General features: G+C 62.9%; 18 protein-coding genes. 5 read left to right on the top strand and 13 right to left on the bottom strand.

Going from position 1 to position 20,052, the window contains the following annotated elements:
* Positions 1-3 precede the first annotated feature (3 nt).
* From urtE to urtA, 5 genes are all read right to left on the bottom strand, one after another.
* Positions 4-702, bottom strand: coding sequence for an urea ABC transporter ATP-binding subunit UrtE (urtE, locus tag CXF97_RS09880; RefSeq protein ID WP_101158341.1), 699 nt, complete (start codon positions 700-702; stop codon positions 4-6).
* A 132-nt stretch (positions 703-834) separates the two neighbouring features.
* Positions 835-1,704: an urea ABC transporter ATP-binding protein UrtD gene (urtD, locus tag CXF97_RS09875; RefSeq protein WP_101158340.1), complete on the bottom strand. Its 870-nt coding sequence runs from the start codon at positions 1,702-1,704 to the stop codon at positions 835-837.
* Positions 1,701-2,780, bottom strand: a complete 1,080-nt coding sequence (urtC, locus tag CXF97_RS09870; RefSeq protein WP_101158339.1) for an urea ABC transporter permease subunit UrtC — start codon at positions 2,778-2,780, stop codon at positions 1,701-1,703. The genes urtD and urtC overlap by 4 nt, the downstream gene beginning before the upstream one ends.
* On the bottom strand, positions 2,780-4,282 hold the full coding sequence (gene urtB, locus CXF97_RS09865; protein ID WP_101158338.1) for an urea ABC transporter permease subunit UrtB: 1,503 nt from the start codon (positions 4,280-4,282) through the stop codon (positions 2,780-2,782). The genes urtC and urtB overlap by 1 nt, the downstream gene beginning before the upstream one ends.
* Positions 4,283-4,445: 163 nt before the next feature.
* Positions 4,446-5,711 carry an urea ABC transporter substrate-binding protein gene (gene urtA / locus CXF97_RS09860; protein WP_101158337.1) on the bottom strand — a complete coding sequence of 422 codons (1,266 nt, stop codon included), beginning with the start codon at positions 5,709-5,711 and terminating at the stop codon, positions 4,446-4,448.
* A gap of 302 nt (positions 5,712-6,013) precedes the next feature.
* Here urtA and CXF97_RS27960 point away from each other — a divergent pair, with 302 nt between their 5' ends.
* Positions 6,014-6,817: a hypothetical protein gene (locus CXF97_RS27960; protein ID WP_157830876.1), complete on the top strand. Its 804-nt coding sequence runs from the start codon at positions 6,014-6,016 to the stop codon at positions 6,815-6,817.
* 157 nt (positions 6,818-6,974) lie between these two features.
* On the opposite strand, the gene CXF97_RS09850 is transcribed toward CXF97_RS27960, so the two are convergent.
* The 8 genes from CXF97_RS09850 to cbiE form a co-directional block, all read right to left on the bottom strand.
* Positions 6,975-8,348, bottom strand: coding sequence for a PepSY domain-containing protein (locus tag CXF97_RS09850; protein ID WP_101158335.1), 1,374 nt, complete (start codon positions 8,346-8,348; stop codon positions 6,975-6,977).
* 125 nt (positions 8,349-8,473) lie between these two features.
* Complete coding sequence (locus tag CXF97_RS09845; RefSeq protein WP_101158334.1) at positions 8,474-10,594, bottom strand: TonB-dependent copper receptor; 2,121 nt, start codon at positions 10,592-10,594, stop codon at positions 8,474-8,476.
* An 84-nt stretch (positions 10,595-10,678) separates the two neighbouring features.
* Complete coding sequence (locus tag CXF97_RS09840) at positions 10,679-11,125, bottom strand: DUF2946 domain-containing protein (protein ID WP_101158333.1); 447 nt, start codon at positions 11,123-11,125, stop codon at positions 10,679-10,681.
* A gap of 21 nt (positions 11,126-11,146) precedes the next feature.
* On the bottom strand, positions 11,147-11,626 hold the full coding sequence (locus CXF97_RS09835) for a copper chaperone PCu(A)C (RefSeq protein WP_101158332.1): 480 nt from the start codon (positions 11,624-11,626) through the stop codon (positions 11,147-11,149).
* Positions 11,627-11,673: 47 nt separating this feature from the next.
* On the bottom strand, positions 11,674-12,072 hold the full coding sequence (locus CXF97_RS09830; RefSeq protein ID WP_101158331.1) for a DUF2946 domain-containing protein: 399 nt from the start codon (positions 12,070-12,072) through the stop codon (positions 11,674-11,676).
* Between the two features lie 261 nt (positions 12,073-12,333).
* The gene (locus CXF97_RS09825) at positions 12,334-13,062 is read right to left on the bottom strand and encodes a cobalt-precorrin-6A reductase (RefSeq protein WP_101158330.1); all 729 of its coding nucleotides are present in this window, start codon (positions 13,060-13,062) and stop codon (positions 12,334-12,336) included.
* Positions 13,059-14,156 carry a cobalt-precorrin-5B (C(1))-methyltransferase gene (locus CXF97_RS09820; protein WP_101158329.1) on the bottom strand — a complete coding sequence of 366 codons (1,098 nt, stop codon included), beginning with the start codon at positions 14,154-14,156 and terminating at the stop codon, positions 13,059-13,061. The genes CXF97_RS09825 and CXF97_RS09820 overlap by 4 nt, the downstream gene beginning before the upstream one ends.
* Complete coding sequence (cbiE, locus tag CXF97_RS09815; protein WP_101158328.1) at positions 14,149-15,360, bottom strand: precorrin-6y C5,15-methyltransferase (decarboxylating) subunit CbiE; 1,212 nt, start codon at positions 15,358-15,360, stop codon at positions 14,149-14,151. The genes CXF97_RS09820 and cbiE overlap by 8 nt, the downstream gene beginning before the upstream one ends.
* Positions 15,361-15,492: 132 nt before the next feature.
* Here cbiE and cobG point away from each other — a divergent pair, with 132 nt between their 5' ends.
* Genes cobG through cobJ form a run of 4 tightly spaced genes read left to right on the top strand, consistent with a single transcriptional unit; the run spans position 15,493 to position 19,841 of the window.
* Positions 15,493-16,791, top strand: a complete 1,299-nt coding sequence (cobG, locus tag CXF97_RS09810) for a precorrin-3B synthase (RefSeq protein ID WP_305881882.1) — start codon at positions 15,493-15,495, stop codon at positions 16,789-16,791.
* A complete protein-coding gene (locus tag CXF97_RS09805; protein ID WP_076565519.1) occupies positions 16,784-17,410 on the top strand; it encodes a precorrin-8X methylmutase in 627 nt (208 codons plus the stop codon). The genes cobG and CXF97_RS09805 overlap by 8 nt, the downstream gene beginning before the upstream one ends.
* Complete coding sequence (locus tag CXF97_RS09800) at positions 17,410-18,141, top strand: precorrin-2 C(20)-methyltransferase (RefSeq protein ID WP_101158360.1); 732 nt, start codon at positions 17,410-17,412, stop codon at positions 18,139-18,141. The genes CXF97_RS09805 and CXF97_RS09800 overlap by 1 nt, the downstream gene beginning before the upstream one ends.
* Positions 18,141-19,841 carry a precorrin-3B C(17)-methyltransferase gene (gene cobJ, locus CXF97_RS09795; protein ID WP_101158326.1) on the top strand — a complete coding sequence of 567 codons (1,701 nt, stop codon included), beginning with the start codon at positions 18,141-18,143 and terminating at the stop codon, positions 19,839-19,841. The genes CXF97_RS09800 and cobJ overlap by 1 nt, the downstream gene beginning before the upstream one ends.
* Positions 19,842-20,052 lie beyond the last annotated feature (211 nt).

Here is a 20,052-nt window from a genome sequence, read left to right as displayed (position 1 = left end):
GCGTTAGATCGTGACCAGCCCGCGTACCCCCTCGGCCTCCATATTTTCACCGCGACCCTGCTGGACGATCTCGCCCCGCGACATCACCAGGTATTGATCGGCCAGCTCGGCGGCGAAATCGTAGAACTGCTCGACCAGCAGAATCGCCATGTCACCGCGCGCCGCGAGCTGCTTGATCACCGCGCCGATTTCCTTGATCACCGACGGTTGAATGCCTTCGGTCGGCTCATCAAGAATCAGCAGGCGCGGGCGGCTGGCCAATGCCCGGCCGATCGCCAGTTGCTGTTGCTGACCACCGGACAGATCGCCGCCACGGCGCTGCTTCATTTGTAGCAGCACCGGGAACAATTCGTAGATGAAACCCGGAACTTCTTTGGCTTCTGAGCCTGGAAAGCGCGACAGGCCCATCAGCAGATTTTCTTCCACCGTCAGACGCCCGAAGATCTCACGGCCCTGCGGCACGTAGGCGATACCGGCATGCACACGCTGATGTGGTTTGAATGCGGTGATCGGTTTGCCTTCCCAGTTCACCGCGCCTTCCTTGGCCGGCAGCAGGCCCATCAGGCATTTGAGCAGGGTGGTCTTGCCGACGCCGTTACGGCCGAGCAGGCAGGTCACTTCGCCGACCTTCACGTCAAAGCTCAGGCCGCGCAGGATGTGGCTACCGCCGTAGTACTGGTGCAGTTTGTCGACTTGCAGCATGTTCAACTCTCCCCAAATCTCCCTGTGGGAGCGGCCTTGCTCGCGAATGCGGTGGATCAGTCGCCATCAACGTTGAATGACACTGCGCATTCGCGAGCAAGCCCGCTCCCACATTCGAAATGTGTTTGCAATTCAGCGGCCGAGGTAGACCTCGATCACCCGCTCGTTTTCCTGCACCTGTTCCAGCGAGCCCTCGGCCAAAACACTGCCCTGATGCAACACGGTGACGTGGTCGGCAATCGAGCCGACAAAGCCCATGTCATGCTCGACCACCATCAGCGAATGCTTGCCCGCCAGCGACTTGAACAGCTCGGCGGTGAACTCGGTTTCGGCGTCGGTCATGCCCGCCACTGGTTCGTCGAGCAAGAGCAGTTGGGGGTCCTGCATCAGCAACATGCCGATCTCCAGGAACTGCTTCTGGCCGTGGGACAGTAGGCCGGCCTGGCGATTGACCGAGGTTGTCAGGCGAATCGTCTCCAGCACTGCGCTGATGCGATCCTTCTGCTCGCCGCTCAAGCGCGCACGCAAGCTGGCCCACACCGACTTGTCGGTTTTCTGCGCCAGCTCCAGGTTCTCGAACACGCTCAAGGCTTCGAATACCGTCGGTTTCTGAAACTTGCGGCCGATCCCGGACTGGGCAATCTGCACTTCGCTCATCTGCGTCAAGTCCAGGGTTTCGCCGAACCAGGCCTTGCCGTGGCTGGGCCTGGTCTTGCCGGTGATCACGTCCATCAGCGTCGTTTTACCCGCGCCGTTGGGGCCGATGATGCAGCGCAATTCGCCGACGCCGATGTACAGGTTGAGATTGTTCAGCGCACGGAAGCCGTCGAAGCTGACGCTGATGTCTTCCAGGGTCAGGATCGTGCCGTGACGCGTATCGAGCCCCGGGCCGACGCGCTGGCCGAGGCCGATCGAGTCGCGGCTGGTGCCCTCGTCCTTGTTCGGCTCCACGGGGAAGAACGCCGGTTCGAGCATGAATTCAGCACTCGCTGTGACTCTCATTGTTCACCTCGTTTTTTCAGCAGACCGATCACGCCTTTGGGCAAATACAGCGTCACGACGATGAACAGCGCGCCGAGGAAGAACAACCAGTATTCGGGGAAGGCCACGGTGAACCAGCTCTTCATGCCGTTGACCACGCCGGCGCCGAGCAGCGGCCCGATCAGCGTGCCACGGCCGCCGAGGGCCACCCATACTGCCGCTTCGATGGAGTTGGTCGGCGACATTTCGCTGGGGTTGATGATGCCCACTTGCGGCACGTACAGCGCGCCGGCCAGACCGCACAACACCGCACTCAGCACCCAGACGAACAGCTTGAAACCGCGCGGGTCGTAGCCGCAGAACATCAAGCGGTTTTCCGCATCGCGCAGCGCTGTCAGCACCCGCCCGAACTTGCTCTGCGCCAGTCGCCAGCCGATGAACAGACTGACCACCAGCAGCAACACCGTGGCCAGAAACAGCACCGCACGAGTGCCCGGTTCGGTGATGCCGAAGCCGAGAATCGTGCGGAAATTGGTGAAGCCATTGTTGCCGCCAAACCCGGTCTCGTTGCGGAAGAACAACAGCATGCCGGCGAAGGTCAGGGCCTGGGTCATGATCGAGAAATACACACCCTTGATCCGCGAGCGGAAGGCGAAGAAACCGAACACCAGCGCCAGCAGACCCGGTGCCAGCACCACCAGACACATGGCCCAGAGGAAGCTGCTGGTGCCGGTCCAGTACCACGGCAATTCGCTCCACGACAGGAAGGTCATGAACGCCGGCAAGCCATCGCCCGCAGCCTGACGCATCAGGTACATGCCCATCGCATAACCGCCGAGGGCGAAGAACAGACCGTGGCCCAGCGACAGCAACCCGGCGTAACCCCAGACCAGATCCAGCGCCAGGGCGACGATGGCGTAGCAGAGGATTTTGCCGACCAGCGTCAGGGTGTACGCCGAGACCGACAGTGCATTTTCCGCCGGCAACAACGACAGCAGCGGCAGGGCGACCAGCAGGGCGAGAACCACCGCGCCGACCGCGAGCGTGGCTTTTGGCCCGGCCTTTTGTGTGGCCGTGACTAACAGAGGCTGGTTCATCAGTCGATCACCCGTCCTTTCAGTGCGAAGAGGCCTTGCGGACGTTTCTGAATGAACAGAATGATCAGCGCGAGGATGAGGATCTTGCCGAGTACCGCACCGATCTGCGGCTCGAGAATCTTGTTGGCGATGCCTAAGCCAAACGCCGCGAGCACGCTGCCGGCCAGTTGGCCGACGCCGCCGAGCACCACCACCAGGAACGAGTCGATAATGTAGCTCTGGCCAAGGTCGGGACCGACGTTGCCGATCTGGCTCAGCGCTACTCCTCCGAGGCCGGCGATGCCCGAACCGAGGCCGAACGCGAGCATGTCGACACGCCCGGTCGGCACGCCGCAGCAAGCGGCCATGTTGCGGTTCTGGGTGACGGCGCGCACGTTCAGGCCCAGGCGTGTCTTGTTCAGCAGCAGCCAGGTCAGCACCACCACGAACAATGCGAACGCGATGATGACGATGCGGTTGTACGGCAGCACCAGATTCGGCAGCACTTGAACGCCGCCGGACAGCCACGCCGGGTTGGCCACTTCAACGTTCTGCGCGCCGAACATCAGGCGCACCAGTTGAATCAGCATCAGGCTGATGCCCCAGGTCGCGAGCAGGGTTTCCAGCGGGCGGCCGTAGAGGTGACGGATCACCGTGCGCTCCAGCGCCATGCCGATCGCCGCCGTGACGAAAAACGCCACCGGCAGCGCAATCAGCGGATAGAACTCGATCGCTTGCGGTGCGTAACGCTGGAACATCAACTGCACCGCGTAGGTCGAGTAGGCACCGAGCATCAGCATCTCGCCGTGCGCCATGTTGATCACCCCGAGCAGGCCGAAGGTGATTGCCAGACCGAGCGCCGCCAGCAGCAGAATCGAGCCGAGGGACATGCCGCTGAAGGCCTGACCGAGGACTTCACCGATCAGCAGTTTGCGTTTGACCTGAGCGAGGCTGGTTTCAGCGGCGGTGCGCACGCCGGCATCGCTTTCTATTCCCGGTTCGAGCAGGCCTTCGAGGCGTGTGCGCGCCAGCGGATCGCCGGTTTCGCCGAGCAGGCGCACGGCGGCAAGACGCACGGCCGGATCGGCGTCGACCAGTTGCAGATTGGCCAGCGCCAGGCTCAGGGCGGCGTGGACGGTTTCATCTTTCTCGCCAGCGAGTTGCTGGTCGAGGAATTTCAGCTGCGCGGGTTTCGGGCTTTTCTGCAATTGCTGCGCGGCGCTCAGACGGATTTTGGCGTCAGCGGCGAGCAATTGATGGCTGGCCATCGCGGTGTCGATCAGACCCCGCAGGCGGTTGTTCAGGCGCAAGGTTTTGGGTTGGCCATCGATGCTCAGCTCGCCTTGCTGCAAGGCGCCGAGCAATTCGATGCGCGCCGGATCCGGCTGCGCGGCCCAGGCTTCCAGCAGTTTGGCCTGTTGCATCGCATTGGCCGCGACGAAGTCTTCGGCGTCGCCGGCGTGGGCCAGGATTGGCAGCAACAGTGCGATGGCACAGATAAATCGGTAAAGGGCAGTGGGCATGGTCAGTCGCCTTGACGCGGACATTGTGGGAGCGGGCTTGCTCGCGAAAGCAATGTGTCAGTCGACTGACATGTCGAATGTGAGTCCGCCTTCGCGAGCAAGCCCGCTCCCACAGGGGGATAGTGTCGGCCTCACGCCAGGCGCAAGACTGACATCCGGTTACTCAGTTGCTCTTCACCGCATAATCGGGCTTCTTGTCGTTGCCCTGAATGAACGGGCTCCACGGTTGCGCGCGGATCGGGCCTTCGGTTTGCCACACGACGTTGAACTGCCCGTCGCTCTGGATTTCGCCAATCATCACTGGCTTGTGCAGGTGATGGTTGGTCTTGTCCATGGTCAACGTATAACCGGACGGCGCGGCAAAGGTCTGCCCGGCCAGCGCTTCGCGGACCTTGTCGACGTCAGTGGATTTGGCTTTCTCGGCCGCCTGCGCCCACATGTGAATGCCGACGTAGGTCGCTTCCATCGGGTCGTTGGTCACCGCTTTATCGGCGCCCGGCAGGTTGTGTTTCTTCGCGTAGGCTTTCCAGTCAGCGACAAATTTCTTGTTCGCAGGGTTTTCAACCGACTCGAAATAGTTCCACGCCGCAAGGTTGCCCACCAGCGGCTTGGTGTCGATGCCGCGCAGCTCTTCTTCACCGACCGAGAACGCTACAACCGGCACGTCGGTGGCCTTCAGACCCTGGTTGGCCAGCTCTTTATAGAACGGCACGTTAGAGTCGCCATTGACCGTCGAAATGACCGCAGTCTTGCCGCCGGCCGAGAACTTTTTGATGTTGGCAACAATGGTCTGATAGTCGCTGTGACCGAACGGCGTGTAGACCTCTTCGATGTCCTTGTCGGCCACACCTTTGGAATGCAGGAACGCGCGCAGGATCTTGTTGGTGGTGCGCGGGTAGACATAGTCGGTGCCGAGCAGGAAGTAGCGCTTGGCGCTGCCACCTTCTTCGCTCATCAGATATTCCACCGCCGGAATCGCCTGCTGGTTCGGCGCTGCGCCGGTGTAGAAGACGTTCGGCGACATCTCTTCGCCTTCGTATTGCACCGGGTAGAACAGCAGGCCATTGAGTTCTTCGAACACCGGCAGCACCGATTTGCGCGACACCGACGTCCAGCAGCCGAACACCACGGCGACCTTGTCCTGAGTCAGCAACTGCCGACCCTTCTCGGCGAACAGCGGCCAGTTCGACGCCGGGTCGACCACCACCGGCTCAAGCATCTTGCCGTTCACACCGCCCTTGGCGTTGATCTCGTCGATGGTCATCAGGGCCATGTCTTTGAGCGACGTTTCGGAGATCGCCATGGTCCCGGACAACGAATGCAGAATCCCGACCTTGATGGTCTCGGCCGCCTGGACAGTCCAGGTCATGCCCATCGCGGCGATGGATGCCGTGAGTGTGAAAGCCTTGATCAAACTGCGACGCTTCATTGTGCGATCTCCATGAACATTCGATTTTTTTTGATTGGCAGATGCGGACGACTGAAGGTGTTTTGCAAGGGCTGTGCCCGGTCGCGATCAGGCAGGAAAATGTCGTGTCAGAGCGGTCGCGGGCTGAACGCGTGCACCACGAGGGGACGGGTTGCGGGCGATGGTGCGCCGAGGTGCGCCAGATTGGGGCGTGGTGGGCGTCCGGATGCGGACACGGAAACGATATACATGTACCGCCATTCGCAGGTATTGCGGGCACAGACTCATTCGATCGTTATCCCGATTTTCCAACAGGATATTTTATGAGTGATGTGTCAGGCCGGTCTGGCCGTACGGCGAGTCCCGCTAAAAAACGACTTTTAACCCTCAGTACCGCTTTTCTCACCCAAGAGGACGCCGCTTATTGGGTTCACAGCCGGATCCCGCTCGGCTCGGACAGGGAGCACGGCAGTGTGATTCTGCTGCGCCCGGACGGAAAGTTCGTGGCGACGGCGCCCGTGCCTGGCGACGGCGCCCGTGCCTGGCGGCGTCAGCAGTTTCGACCTGAGCACCATCGTCGAACTCGACGCATCGGGTTCGTTGGTGCCGCCCAAGGGTTACACGTTCGCTGCGAACATTCACAGCCATCCGCCTCGTCACGATGTCTTTCGCAAGCTCTATCCGGACCTGTCGCGACCCATTCACGCCCCACCGGTCTGGCGGCATGGGATGCCAAACAGTTGTTTCCACTGGATGCCAAAAAACAATCGCAACTGCCACAAGGCTATCAGCTGGAGGGTTTTGACTTTTACTCCCGGCCAGATCCTGTGACGTTCCCGCCAGTTCAACCGTGGCGCTATGCAAACTTTTCACTCCGCAGGAACTTGCCGTGGCTATCGAAGCCCATCGTCGCAACAAACATTTTGGCGCGATCGGGCCGTTTTGTGGTCACCGAACCATTGGAGGGCGGCATCGTCGCGCTCAGCCGTAGAACGGTTTTCCCGAGCGACAATGAGGGCCGTCCCGTATTGCCTGATGACTGCTCAGTGCACGCGCACTATGTTTCTCACGAGGCGTTGTCACAACTTGATCCCTCCGTGGTCGAGCGCGGGAATTCAGAGTCTTGATCGCAGGTTACTACTGGCGCCAGTCGGGACGAATGGGCAGCGCATGGCGAACCCGCCGCCAGCGATCTCCGAGCCCGGCTACGGTCAAGTGGCGTGACGATTTGTAATCCAGCAAAACAACTGGCGCGGGCGATTGAAGCCGCCCGCGCCAATCCCCTCAGCGAGGTAGCTCTGCGGTGTTACGGGCGACTCTCGGCAGCACGAACCGATCAAGCAACCACACCACTACCAGCGATGCACCCACCAGTGGGAATATCACTGCCAGCACCAGCATGATCGCCACGCCGGTTTTCCACTTCGGCAGGTCATGGCGCAGCGGCGGTACGCCGAATTTGCCTTCGGGCCGACGCTTCCACCAGATCACCACGCCACTGACGGCGCTGAGCAGGATCATCAGGCAGATCAGCAGCACGACGATCTGGTTGAAGGTGCCGAACATCTTGCCTTCGTGCAGCATCACGCCGATTTCCGTGGCGCGTGCGACGCCTCCGTAGTGTTCGAAGCGCACATCGGCGAGGACTTTGCCGGTGTACTGATCGATGTGCAGGGTGGCGTCGTTGCGCGGGTCGTCAGCGGACACGGCGATGGTGAATACACCGGTGGCGGTGGTCGGCAAAGTGATGCTGTAGCCCGGTTCGACTTGCCGCTCGCTGGCGATGTTCTGCACATCCTGCAAGGTGATGGCGGGTGCAGCGGGGCCAGCGTGGGCGTTGCCGTGGGCCATGTGTTCGGCGTGGTCGCCGGACATTGGCATCGGCGTGTTTTCCATCGCCCATGGCACGGTCTGGCGGGTGGCGCTGTTGAGGCTGCGCGCTTCAACGTCGGAAGTCGGCACGTTGTTCCACATCGCGGCTGGGAACACGTTCCATACCGCCGCGTATTGTTTGCCCCAGAAACCGGTCCAGGTCATCCCGCTCAGCAGCATCACCAGCAGCAACGTCGCGCCCCAGAAGCCGGTGACCGCATGCAGATCACGCCACAGCACACGGCCGCGCGCATTCAGCCGCGGCCACAAAATGCCTGCAGCCTGCCCGCGTGGCCACCACAGGAACAACCCTGACACCACCAGCACCACGCCCCAGCCAGCAGCCATTTCGATCAGCCGATCGCCGACGGTGCCGATCATCAATTCGCCGTGAATGGCGCGGGCGATGGCTTGCAGATTCTGCTTGGCATCCTGCTCGCCGAGGATGTCACCGTGGTACGGATCGACGAACACGTTGAGTTCGTGGCCAGCGTTTTTTACCACGAATTGTGCGCTGCGCTCGGCATTCACCGGCGGCAGGTACTGGGTGACCTGGCCTTGCGGGTACGCGGTTTTCACCCGTTGCAGCAGGTCATCGGCCGGCACCGTGTGATGGCCGGTAGGTACCTCAAGCAGGCTGCTGTACATCAGCGCATCGAGCTGCGGTTTGAACAGGTAGATGATCCCGGTCAGGGCCAGCATCACCATGAACGGGGCGACGAACAGACCGGCGTAAAAATGCCAACGCCAGGCCAGGTTGTAGAAATTCGGTTGAGTCTTTTGCATCACGTGTGCTCCGCTGAGCGAATCATTTTTCAAGATCAAAAGATCGCAGCCTTCGCCAGCGCCTCCAGGTCGTACGCAATCCCATGTAGGAGCTGGCGCAGCCTGCGATTTTTTGACTTTTCTTGTCAGAAACTCATATCCACTTTGGTCCAGAGCGTGCGCCCCGGTTCATTAATTGCCTGTGGGTCATTGGCCGGGTAACCGAACCCGGCGTTGCCGGCCAGGTTCAAGTGCTCGGCGTAGGCTTTGCCAAACAGGTTGTCGACGCCGCTGCTGACCTTCCAGTGCTTGTTGATCCGGTACGCGCCGTTGAGCGAAAACACACCGAAGCCCGAACTCTGGTCGTAATCCTTGCCGACCACGTTGCCCTTGTTCGCGTCGATACGGTGTTGGGCGGCGACTACGCGCCACAAGGCGCCGGCGCTCCAGTCGTCCTGGCTGTAGGTCAGGGCGAAACGCGCATCCAGCGGCGGCATTTGCGGCAGGGCCTTGCCGTCGCTGCTGTTCTTGCCCCAGGCGTACGCCAGGGTCGCATCGGCTTTCCAGTTGTCGGTGAGCTTGTAGGCCGCACCGAACTCGCCACCCATGATCCGCGCGTCGATGTTCTCGGCGCGCGAGGTGTTCATGCCCATCATTGCTGGCGTGTAGTCGAAGAGGATGTAATCGCGCACCACGCCGACATAGCCCGAAGCCCAGGCCTCGAGGTCGGCGCTTTCGTAATTCGCGCCGAAATCCAGCTGAGTGGTTTTTTCCGGCTTGATCGAATCGAAGGCGTTGACCGAACCCGCCGGGCCGGCGTTCGGCGAAAACAGTTCCCAGTAATCCGGGAAGCGCTGCGCATGGCCGAGGCCTGCATAGAGCGTGGTCGGGCTGTCGGCGAGGTCATGCTCGTAACGGATGAAGCCGCTGGGCAATGTGTCGGCGCGGGTGGCGTCGGCGGTCGGGTTGGGCCGCGACATCATCCCTGACCCGGTGGTTTGCCGATAATCCCTGGCCGAGGCGCGATCCACCCGTGCGCCAGTGATCAAGCGATCACGCTCGGCGGCGTACCAGGTCATTTCGCTGAACACGCCGTAATTGTGGAAATCGGCATCCTTGCTGTACGGCAGATCCTTGTAAGTATCGACACCCATCGCACTGCGCTGGCGGTGCTCATCGGTTTGCGCGTCGAGGCCGGTGATCAGCTGGATCTCGGCCCAACGCCAGGTCGCCTTGATCCGCGCGCCGAGGGTGCGGCGGTCGACATTCGACGCCATTGGCCCCGCCATCATGCCGGTGCCGGATGGCGTGCGCAGGGTGTAGTTGTCCATCACATGGTCGGCGTAGTTGTAGTAGACCTGCGCCTCGAGTTTTTCCAGCACCTCGCTGATATCGGATTTTTCCAGACGCAGGCCAAGGCTTTCACGCAGAAACTGCGAGCCGTCCATGCCGCGCCCGGCATAACGCGCCTCGCCATCACCCTTGCCGGCGGTGAGTTCGATCAGGGTGTCGGCGTCCGGCGTCCAGCCCAGCGCGATGTCACCGTTCCACTTGTCGTAGCGCGAGGCGACGATGTCATTGTTGCCGTCGCGATAATCGTCGGAATGCGCGGTGTTGCCGATCACCCGCACGTAACCCGACGGACCGCCGGCAGCGGCGTCGACCACCTTGTCGAAGCGGCCGTGGGAGCCGGCCAGAATGCTCGCGTTAACACGCGTGCCGAGTTCGCCGAAGCTTTCCGGCTCGCGGTCGAACAGCACCGTGCCCGCCGATGCACCCGGGCCCCAGAGCACGGTTTGCGGGCCTTTGATCACCGTGAGCTGATCGTAGGTTTGCGGGGAAATGTACGAGGTCGGCGCATCCATCCGCCCGGGGCAGGCGCCGAGCATCATGCTGCCGTTGGTGAGGATATTCAGGCGCGAGCCGAACATCCCACGCAGCACCGGATCGCCGTTGGTGCCGCCATTGCGCACCAGCGCGAAGCCGGGAATGGTCTTCAGATAATCGCCACCGTCGCTGGCCGGCACCGGTTGGCGCGGGTCCTTGGGGTTGGTGACAACGGTCAGCGGCGAACTCGGCGCGATCGCGGTAATCACCGTCGGGCTCAGTTGATTTTCTTGGCCTGCGTGCTCGTCGGCCAGCGCCAGCGGTGTCAGCAGTACGCCGCAAAGAACGGCAATAGCGTGCCTGAAACGAATCCGCGATTCATTCAGGGCAAAGTGCGCGCGGGCAGATTCCGCGCAGGGGACAGCAGTAAACCTGGACATGACAATTTCCATCGAACAGTCGTAAACACCACGGTCGGCAGCCTGAAGCTGTCTTCTCAACCGTGTGCAATCAGAGGTGCGTGTTTACGCGGCGATGGGCGGGGCGCGGGTGCGGGCGCCCGGGAAGAAGGGTTGCCGGGCGTGACCCAGGCGTGGCGAGGGCGGGGCGAAGGTGCTCTGCGGCGGGACGTTGAACGCGACGAAGTCGCCTGCGCCGGTCAGCGCCGGGCAGTTGAACAGCAGGCTGCAATAACCGCACTTTTCCCACAGCGCATGGTGTGAGGATTGTGGTGGGCAGTGTTCAGCGGACGGCTTGGCGTCATGGCTGCTGTGGTCCATGCCGGGCATGCCCATCGACATGTCCATGCTCATCGGCAGCGATGTCGAGGCGTGTTGATCCATCGGCATCGACTGAGAGATCAGTGGGCCGATGAAGATCATCAACATGGCGAACAGGGCGATCCAGCTGCCACGCGTCAGCGCTTGAGTCTGACGGTGATGCGGGACGGGCCTGGCGCGCAACGAGCGCATGGGCGAAGTCAGCCGGGTCGGTTACTGAGCGTGGACGTGGCCCTGAGCGGATTCCGGCGCTTTCTTCTGCACGGCAACTTCAACGCTGACGTCACCCGCTTTTTCGAAATGCAAGGTCATCGGGAAGCGTTTGCCATCGCTGAGCAGGCTCCGATCGTTCGGATTGAGCAACATGACGTGGTAGGCCATCGGCGCGAAGGTCACGTTGCCACCCGCCGGAATCGCCACGCTCGGCACTTGCTGCATCTTCATCAGATCGCCCTGCATCACGTGCTCGTGCAGCTGCGCTTCAGAGGCGATGGGCGAGTCGACGCTGAGCAGGCGATCGTCGGTCTTGCCGGTGTTGTGAATGATGAAATAAGCGGCGACGGTCGGCGCATTCGGCGGTAGCTCCTGTGACCACGGATGGGCGATTTCCAGCGTACCGGCCTTGTATTCGTGGGCATGGGCAAAGCACGCCGGCAGCAGCAGCGCAGCGACGACGATGAGTTTGTTCAACATGGCAGTTCTCCAGAACGATTTGAAACGCGGGTTATTGCGCGAACAAATCAGACCAGAGGCGAGGCACGGGGATTGAGACTTGGCCATTGCTGGCGCGGTGTTGGTGTTTGCAGTGAGGCGGGCGTGACGCTGCGATTGCTCTCAAAGCGCGCGAAATACAACTGCGGCGAATGCCCCGGCAGCGCCACCAGCGGCGCCGAGCCCGAGCAACACCAGCAATGCTGCATGTTCGAATGGCTGTCGTTTTGCGGGGCCTTTTGATCGCTGGCGCCAATGTCGATCGCCACCATCTTCATGCCGCTGCCGGTGCAAAAACTGCTCCAGAGCAATTGCTCGGCCGGCGAACTGGCCGCTTGCGCCATCGCCCCGCTCATCGGCATGGCGAGCATGTTGAACAGCACTGCAAAGCAGGCGATCCAGGCAAATGCTAGCCGGTGTCGGTTCATGGGACAGATCCGTTGGAGTGGGCGATCAGGCGCGGGCTATTTAGCCTGATCAGGGCCAATAAGTAAAAAAGCGTTGTGCGGTTTGGTGTCGCAGTGCGCAGTTGGAAAGAGTGTAGCCAACAGGATTTGCAGCGCCAGATCTGACGCCTTCGCGGGCAAGCCCGCTCCCACAGGTTTGTGGCTGCGTACAGATATCAGCTACACCCCGCGTCCCTGTGGAAGCGGGCTTGCCCGCGAAGGTATTCCTGAATTTTCCTGGCTTCAGGTTGGGCTGAGGTTCGAGAGGGCAGAGAGGACTTCAGACACCGAGCCAAACTCCCGATCAACCCCCGGCAACTCCGGTCGCTGCAACACCAGCACCGGTACGCCGCGCTCACGCGCCACTTCCAGCTTCGGCTCGGTGGCGGAGCTGCCGCTGTTCTTGCTGATCAGCACGTCGATGTGCCGGCGCTCGAACAGCGCTCGTTCATCCACGAGCAGAAAGGGGCCGCGTGCGCCGATCACTTCGCAGCGCGCGTTGCCGGGATAGATGTCGAGGGCGCGCAGGGTCCAGAACTGGTTCTCAGGAATTTCATGCAGATGCTGCAGCGGTTCGCGGCCAAGCGTGAACAGCGGCCGGCGGAAGGGTTTGAGCGCGCTGATCAGCGTGGCCCAGTCGCCCACTTCGCGCCAGTCATCGCCGGGCTGTGGCTGCCACGCCGGGCGGCGCAAGGCCCAGCAAGGAATACCGGTCAGTTGCGCGGCAGTCGCGGCGTTCTGGCTGATTTGCGCGGCATACGGATGCGTAGCGTCGAGCAGCAGATCGATGCCTTGGTCATGAATGAATTGCGCCAGACCTTCAGCGCCACCGTAACCACCGACGCGTACCTGACAGCTCAGATCTGTCGGCACCCGGCCAACCCCGGCGAGGCTGTAAATATGTTGCGGCCCCAGCGTGCGGGCGATCGCCAGCGCTTCAGTCACGCCACCGAGCAGCAGAATCCGCTTCATGCAAAACCTCCGGCATGTCCGACAATGCCGCCTTGACGATCGATCGCAAACACCTCGACCTGCACCTGCGCCGGAACCACGCTGCGCGCAAAACTCAGCGCATGCCGGCAAACTTCGTCACCGAGCGCAATCCCTGCCGCAGCCGCCATGGCCAGCGCCTGTTGACTGGTGTTGGCCGCACGAATGCCTTGCTGCAACGTGGTGTCTGCGCCGATCGCCGCCGCCCAGTCGGCCAGTTGCGGCAAGTCGATGCTCGAATGCCGCGAATGCAGGTCCATGTGGCCGGCGGCGAGTTTGCTGATCTTGCCGAAACCGCCGCACAGGCTGAGTTTATCCACAGGTACTTTGCGCAGATGCTTGAGCACCGCACCGACGAAGTCGCCCATTTCGATCAGGGCGATTTCCGGCAGGTTGTAGACCCGGCGCATGGTGTCTTCGCTGGCGTTGCCAGTGCACGCGGCGATGTGCAGGTAACCGTTGGTTTTCGCCACGTCGATGCCCTGATGAATCGAAGCGATGTAGGCCGCGCAGGAAAACGGTCGGACGATGCCGCTGGTGCCGAGGATCGACAAACCGCCAAGAATGCCCAAGCGTGGATTCATGGTTTTCAGCGCCAGTTCTGCGCCGCGTTCGACATTCACCGTGACCTCAAACCCGCCGCCATAGCCGGTCTCCGCGGCGAGCAGGCTCAGGTGATCGCTGATCATTTGGCGCGGCACCGGGTTGATCGCCGGTTCGCCCACCGGCAGCACCAGCCCAGGGCGGGTCACGGTGCCGACGCCGGCACCGGCCATGAAGCGCACGCCCGGCTCTGCCAGCAGCCGCACCTGCGAATAAAGCAGAGCGCCGTGGGTCACGTCGGGATCGTCGCCGGCGTCCTTGATCGTGCCGGCTTCGGCGCCGTGCGCATTCAGTCGGCAGAACTCCAGACGCATCTGCACCTGTTTGCCTTTGGGCAAGACAATCTGCACCGCATCGGCCGACGTGCCGCTGAGCAACAGGCGCGCGGCGGCGAGGCTGGTGGCGGTGGCGCAGCTGCCGGTCGTCAGGCCGCTGCGCAGGGGCGCGGGTTGTTCTGCGGTTTCGTCACGCATCGAGGGGTTTGACCAGATCGAGCAGGGTGATCGGCAAGGCCTGACGCCAAGTGTCGAACTCGCCGAGCGGTTGCGCCTGGGCGACGTGGATACGCGTCAGCTCGCCGCCGTAGCGCTCGCGCCAGTTCATCAGCGTCAGTTCGCTTTGCAGCGTCACCGCGTTGGCGACCAGACGGCCACCGGGTTTGAGCTGTTGCCAGCAGGTTTCGAACACGCCATCGCGGGTCACGCCACCGCCGATGAAAATCGCATCCGGGCGTTCGAGGCTATCGAGCACTTGGGGCGCCTTGCCTCGGATCAGTTGCAGACCAGGCACGCCCAGCGCATCGCGGTTGTGTTCGATCAATTGCTGACGACCCTCGTCGGCCTCAACCGCGATGGCGCGGCAACTCGGATGGGCGCGCATCCACTCGATACCGATCGAGCCGCTGCCGGCGCCGACGTCCCAGAGCAGTTCGCCGGGCGTCGGCGCGAGGCGGGCGAGGGTAATTGCGCGTACGTCGCGTTTGGTCAGTTGGCCGTCGTGGCGGAACGCCGAGTCGGGCAGCCCGGCCAGACGCGACAGACCGGTAACGCCGGATTCGGCCAGGCACTCGATAGCGATGACATTAAGGTCGGCAACCGCAGTGTCGTCCCATTCACTGGCGCGGCCGGCGATACGCCGTTCGGCGTCGCCACCCAGATGCTCGAGAACGGTCATGCGACTGGCGCCGAAACCACGTTCGCGCAGCAGTTGCGCAACGGCTGCCGGGCTGCTGCGGTCATTGCTCAGCAGCAATAACCGCATGCCGCTGAACAGGTGCGCATTGAGCGCCGCCAGCGGCCGCGCCACCAGCGACACAATCGTCACCTCCTGCAACGGCCAGCCCAAGCGCGCCGCCGCCAGTGCGCACGACGAAGGCGCGGGAATGATCGACATCTCGGCGCTCGGCACTTGACGCGCCAGACTGGCACCGACGCCATAGAACATCGGATCGCCACTGGCCAGCACGCAGACCGGCACGCCCGGCGACGCCAGCACGGGCGCGAGAGAAAACGGACTCGGCCACAATTGCCGCTCGCCGTTGATGCACGGCGGTAGCAAATCCAGTTGCCGCTGGCCGCCGACGATCCGCGAAGCGCCCATCAGAGCACGCCGGGCGTTCTTGCCCAGGCCCTTGAAGCCGTCCTCACCAATTCCCACGATCGTCAGCCAGGGTGACATCTATATTCCTCTAAACGTGCCGTTCCGACGGGCAGACTTTTCATGCCGCCGGACAAAGCAGGCATAATACCGCGCCTTCGCCCGCGAAGCGCTTCTGCCACGCAACCGGTCAGCCCCTTGAACGAACGCCCGATGTCCACCGCCTTACGCCCCTCGGCCTGCCCGGGGTTGCTGCGTATCGTCCAGGCGCTGGACGGCGGTATCTGTCGGATCAAGCTCGCTGGCGGTTCGATCAGTGCTGATCAGGCCGATGCAGTGGCCGCTGCCGCCGAGCAGTTCGCCAGTGGCGCGATCGAAGCGACCAATCGCGGCAATCTGCAGATTCGTGGAATCGGTGTGCAATCGGCGGCGCTGATCGAGCGCTTGCTCACCGCTGGCCTTGGGCCTAAAACCGCTGCTGGCGACGATGTGCGCAATCTGATGCTCAGCCCGGCCGCCGGCATTGACCGGCAGATGCGCATCGACACGCGCGGCCTCGCCGAGCAAATCCTCGACACCTTGCAAAGCCATTCGCGCTTCCATGAGCTGAGCGCCAAATTCGCCGTGCAGCTCGATGGCGGTGAAGCGCTGGCGATGCTGGAGCATCCACATGATCTGTGGCTGGCGGCGTGCGAGCGTGATGGCCAAACCCTCTGGGCATTCGGTCTGGCCGGTTGCCCGACGGATCGGCCGCTCGGTGCCGTGACCGTGCAAAACGCTCACGCGCTGGTGGTGGCGGTGCTCCAATTGTTCCTCGACATGGCCCGGCCAGAGCAGACGCGCATGCGCCACCTGCTCGGAGAATTGCCGAGGCTCGCATTCCTCGAACAGTTGCGCGAGCGCGTGTCGGTCAGAGCAATCAGCGACTGGCAGCGTTCGCCTGAGGCTGAAGCGCTGCACATCGGCGTCCACCGGCAAAACACGACGGGTCGCTGCTACGTGGGCGCAGTGCCGCCACTCGGGCGACTCGCTCCGTCAATGCTGCGCGGCGCAGCGCAACTGGCGCGCCAGTTTGGCGACAGCAGCCTGCGCTTCACCCCGTGGCAAAGCCTGCTGCTGCCGAACGTGAACGCCGTTGATACCGACCCAGTGCTTGAGCAGTTGCGAGCGTTGGGCCTGTTGACCAGCCAAGCCGAACCGCTGGCACGCCTGATCGCCTGCACCGGCTCCGATGGCTGTGGCAAAGGCCTGGCTGATACCAAGCAGGATGCCCGGCAACTGGCACCTCTGCTGTCGGCAGGACAGAGCGTGCACCTGTCGGGTTGCTCGCGCTCGTGCGCCGCCGCTCACTGCGCGCCAGCGACGCTGCTGGCCGTTGCCCAAGGTCATTACGACCTCTATTTTCGCGATGCAGCACAACCCGGTTTCGGCACGCTGCACGCCTGCAACCTTACTATTGAAGCGGCCGCGACTTTGCTCGACGCCCGCTCCCGGAGCCCCCTTGATGCTTGATTACATCCGCGACGGTCAGGAGATCTATCGCAACTCCTTCGCGATCATTCGCCGCGAGGCCAATCTGGCGCGCATTCCCGCCGACCTGGAAAAACTCGCCGTGCGGGTGATCCACGCCTGCGGCATGGTCGAGGCTGTCGACGGTCTGCAATTCTCCGAAGGCGCGGGCAAGGCCGGGCGCGATGCACTGGCCGCTGGCGCGCCGATTCTCTGCGACGCACGCATGGTCTCCGAAGGCGTGACCCGCACCCGTCTGCCGGCCAACAATCAAGTGATCTGCACTTTGCGCGACGACAGCGTGCCTGAGCTTGCACGCGAGCTGGGCAATACCCGCTCGGCCGCCGCGCTGGAGCTGTGGCGCCCGCACCTTGAAGGCAGCGTCGTAGTGATCGGCAATGCGCCGACCGCACTGTTTTATCTGCTGGAAATGCTCGACGCCGGCGCGCCGAAACCGGCGTTGATCCTCGGCTTCCCGGTCGGCTTCGTTGGCGCCGCAGAATCGAAAGCGGCGCTGGCTGCCGACAGCCGTGGCGTGCCGTTCGTGATCATGCAGGGCCGCCTGGGCGGCAGCGCCATGGCCGCCGCCGCCGTCAATGCCCTCGCCACGGAGATCGAATGATGCACGCCCAGGGACGTCTGATCGGCCTCGGTGTCGGGCCCGGTGATCCGGAACTGATCACCGTCAAAGCCTTGCGCCTGCTGCGCGAATCGCCGGTGGTCGCGTACTTCGTGGCCAAGGGCAAGAAGGGCAATGCGTTTGGCATCATCGAGGCGCATCTGGTCGAGGCGCAGAAGCTGCTGCCGCTGGTCTATCCGGTGACCACCGAGGCCTTGCCGGCACCGCTGTCGTATGAGCAGGTCATCAGCGATTTCTACGACGAAGCCGCTGTGGCGGTCGCCGAGCATCTGGACGCCGGCCGCGACGTGGCGGTGATCTGCGAAGGTGACCCGTTCTTCTACGGCTCCTACATGTATCTGCATGACCGACTCGCCAGCCGATACGAGGCCGAAGTCGTGCCCGGCGTGTGCTCGATGCTTGGCGGCGCTTCGGTGCTCGGCGCGCCGCTGGTGTATCGCAATCAGAGCCTGTCGGTGCTTTCCGGCGTGCTGCCCCAGGAAGAATTGAAGCGGCGTCTGGCCGATGCCGATGCGGCGGTGATCATGAAGCTGGGACGCAACTTTCCCAAGGTGCGTCAGGTGCTGGAAGAGCTCGGCCTCGCCGAACGCGCGCTGTACGTCGAACGGGCGACCATGGCCAATCAGAAGATCGTGCCGATGGATCAGGTCGAACCGATGTCCTCGCCGTACTTCTCGCTGATCATCGTCCCGGGCGAACGGTGGCAAGGTTGATGACGCATTCGACTCCCGCCATCGTCATCCTCGGCCAGGGTAGCCTGGCCACGGCGCGGCGCATTCAGCAGGTCTATCCGACGGCGCAGATCCATGGCCTTGCCGGACGCGTCGAAGGCGCCGACTGCCTGTATCAGGAATTCGGCGCGACCCTGCGCGCGCTGTATCAACAGGACACGCCGATCATTGCCCTGTGCGCGGCCGGGATTGTCATTCGCACCCTGGCACCGCTGTTGCTGGAGAAAGGCGCCGAACCGGCCGTGCTCGCAGTGGCCGAAGACGGCAGCGCGGTGGTGCCGCTGCTGGGCGGCCTCGGCGGAGTCAACGTCATGGCCCGGGAGATCGCGGCGGCGCTGCAAGTCGCGCCGGCAATCACCACCAGCGGCGAATTGCGCTTTGGCACCTGCCTGCTCAACCCACCGAGCGGCTATGCACTGGCGGATCTGGAATCGGGCAAGCGCTTCGTCTCCGATCTGCTCGCCGGGCACAGCGTGCGCATCGAAGGCGCGGCGCCGTGGCTGGATCAGGCGCAGTTGCCGCAGGATCCGCAGGCTGTGCGTTCGATTCATGTGAGCAGTGCGCAGCGTATGGCCAGCGCTGATGAATTGCTGATTTACCCGCGCAGTGTGGCGGTGGCGGTGAGCGCTGATGTGACTGATCTGCCAGACGTCGTTCGCCATGCGTTGCAGGCGGCCAACGTCGCCGTACCGGCACTGGCCTGCCTTGTGGCCGCCGACACTGATATGGCCTCGACGAATTTGCGCCAGGCTGCGCTTGAATTGGGCGTGCCATTGCGCTTCGTGGCGGGGCAAAGCGATCTGCAGGCATTGGTCCGCGCTGCAGTGCCAGGCGCGAACGTGGTCAGCGTTGAAAATCTTGCGGTGGCGATTGCCGAGCAACCGCTGGAGGTCGCGCAGATCGGCCGGCCACGCGGTCGTCTCGCGGTTATCGGCCTCGGCCCCGGTGCCGCCGAACTGATGGTGCCCGCGGTGAAAGCCGAACTGGCGCGCGCCACCGATGTGCTCGGTTACGAAACGTACGTGCGCATGGCCGGTCCGTTTCGCGACGATCAGGTGCAGCACTGCACCGACAACCGCGAAGAAATGCAGCGCGCCCGCCATGCCTTCAGGCTCGCCGCCGAAGGCCGCTCGGTGATCGTGGTTTCCTCGGGCGATCCGGGCGTGTTCGCCATGGCCGCTGCGGTGCTGGAAGCCTTGCACGAATCGGACGATCCTGCGTGGCACAGCGTAGATCTGCAAATCCTGCCCGGCGTCTCCGCCTCGCTGGCCACCGCCGCTCAGGCCGGTGCGCCGCTGGGCCACGACTTCTGCGTGATGTCGCTTTCGGACAACCTCAAGCCATGGGCGATCATCGAGAAACGTCTGGATCTGGCCGCCGAGGCGGATCTGGCCCTGGCGTTCTACAACCCGATCTCCCGTGCGCGTCCGTGGCAGTTGGGCAGGGCGCTGGAGATCGTTGCGCAGCACCGCGCGCCGCAAACACCGGTCGTGCTGGGGCGCGACATCGGGCGTCCGGGCCAGTCGTTGCGCACGACCACCCTCGGCGGGTTGACTGCGGATCAGGTCGACATGCGCACGATGGTGCTGATCGGCTCCTCTACCACTTGCACGTTCCCTCGCACCAGCGGTGGTGAGTGGGTTTACACACCGCGTTGGTACGGCGAAAAGCCGCTTTCCTGATTTGCACGCCGAGGCAAGTTGTAAGCAACTCGCCTCGGCGTGACATCCCGATAAAGTTCGCTCTCGGATTTTCCCCTTTGTCACCGGCCGATGCTTGCGTCAGGAACGCCGCTTTGGCTGTTTCACGGATCATTTGTCAGCAACTTATATGTTGCCGGATCGTGCGCATGAGCGATGTGAATGTTATGTAATGTTTCCCGGGAAATTATTT

Origin of the sequence: Pseudomonas sp. Choline-02u-1, from assembly GCF_002836515.1 — a bacterium.
In the GTDB taxonomy this organism is placed as follows: domain Bacteria; phylum Pseudomonadota; class Gammaproteobacteria; order Pseudomonadales; family Pseudomonadaceae; genus Aquipseudomonas.
The sequence above is the reverse complement of the archived record's forward strand: the minus strand, read 5'-3'. Positions and strand labels throughout refer to the sequence as shown.